We start from the raw sequence: 1,530 nt of genomic DNA on the forward strand, positions 1-1,530 counted from the left end.
GGGTGGTGTCAGGCATGGGCCAGGCTCCGCTCGCCGACCAGCCGAGTCTCGGCCGAGGGATCGGCGGTCTCGGCATGCAGCTTCAGAAGCAGATTTGCGGCGACCTTGGCGCGATAGCCGGCGCTGGCGCGCCAGTCGGTCAGCGGCGTGAAGTCACGGGCCAGCGCCGGCAGGGCGGCATGGACACTTTCCTCGGTCCAGGGCTGGCCGGTCAGGGCCGCCTCGGTCTCCGCCGCCCGCTTCGGCGTGCCGGCCATGCCGCCATAGGCGATACGGATGTCGGCGACCTTGCCATCCTCCAGCCGCAGCCGGAAGGCGCCGCACAGGGCAGAGATGTCCTGGTCGAAGCGCTTGGTGATCTTGTAGGCGCGGAAACGGTCGCCGCGCCGCAGCTTCGGCAGGTGGATGCTCTCGACGAATTCGCCGGGCTGCCGGTCCTGTTTGCCATAGGCGATGAAGAACTCCTCCAGCGGCAGCGTCCGGCGCGCGTCGCCGCGGCGCAGGGTCAGGCTGGCGCCGGCGGCGATCAGGGCCGGCGGCGTGTCGCCGATGGGGGAGCCGTTGGCGACGTTGCCGCCGATCGTGCCCATGGCGCGCACCTGTTCCGCCCCGATGCGCCGGATCAGCTCGCCGAAATCGGGATAGGCGCGGCCGATCGGTCCGATCAGATCGGCATAGGGCGTGGCGGCGCCGATGTCGAAGCCGTCCTCGGTCTCGCGGATGCCGCGCAGGTCACGCACCCGGCCGGTGTACAGGATCGCCGGCAGCACGCGCTGCTGCTTGGTGACCCACAGCCCGACATCGGTGGCGCCGGAGACGATGACGGCCTCCGGATGCGCCAGCAGCAGCGCCGCCATCGCCTCCGTCGTGGCCGGGGCATAGAAGCGGCGGGTGCCGTCGCCGACCTCAAGGCTTTCCTCGTCTTCCAGCGCCGCCAGCCGCGCCATCGTCTCGGCTTCGACAGCGGCGAAGCGGTCGGCGGTGGGGTCGCCCAGGCCATACATGCGCTGCCCGGCGGCGACGATCGGGGCATAGCCGGTACAGCGGCACAGATTGCCGGCCAGCACGGTGTCGATCCGGTCCTCGGTGGGCGCGGCCTCGTTGCGATACAGCGCGAACAGCGACATGACGAAGCCGGGGGTGCAGAAGCCGCATTGCGAGCCGTGGCAGTCGACCATCGCCTGCTGCACCGGGTGCAGTGCGCCGTCGGCACCCTTCAGATGCTCCACCGTCAGCAGCTGGCAGCCATCCAGCGTCGCGGTGAAGCGGATGCAGGCATTGACCGGGTCGTAGCGCATGCGGTCGCCGTCGTACCGGCCGACCACCACGGTGCAGGCACCGCAATCGCCCTCGGCGCAGCCCTCCTTGGTGCCGGTCCGGCGCTGCCCGATCCGCAGCCAGTCGAGCACCGTCTGGGTTGGGTCGACCGAGCGGATCTCGCGCAGTTCGTTGCCGAAGAGGAAACGGACGGTGTCCCGCATGGTGGCCTCAACTGCCGCGATAGGTGGAATAGGACCAGGGCGAGATCAG

Annotated in this window: 1 protein-coding gene; it reads right to left on the reverse strand. The window is 70.2% G+C overall.

What is annotated here, in order from left to right; translation table 11 throughout:
* Positions 1-8 precede the first annotated feature (8 nt).
* Entirely contained in the window at positions 9-1,481 is a 1,473-nt protein-coding gene (xdhA, locus tag AC3XYG_RS30985; protein WP_489143736.1) for a xanthine dehydrogenase small subunit, read from the reverse strand.
* Positions 1,482-1,530 lie beyond the last annotated feature (49 nt).

Source organism: Inquilinus sp. (genome assembly GCF_057815775.1).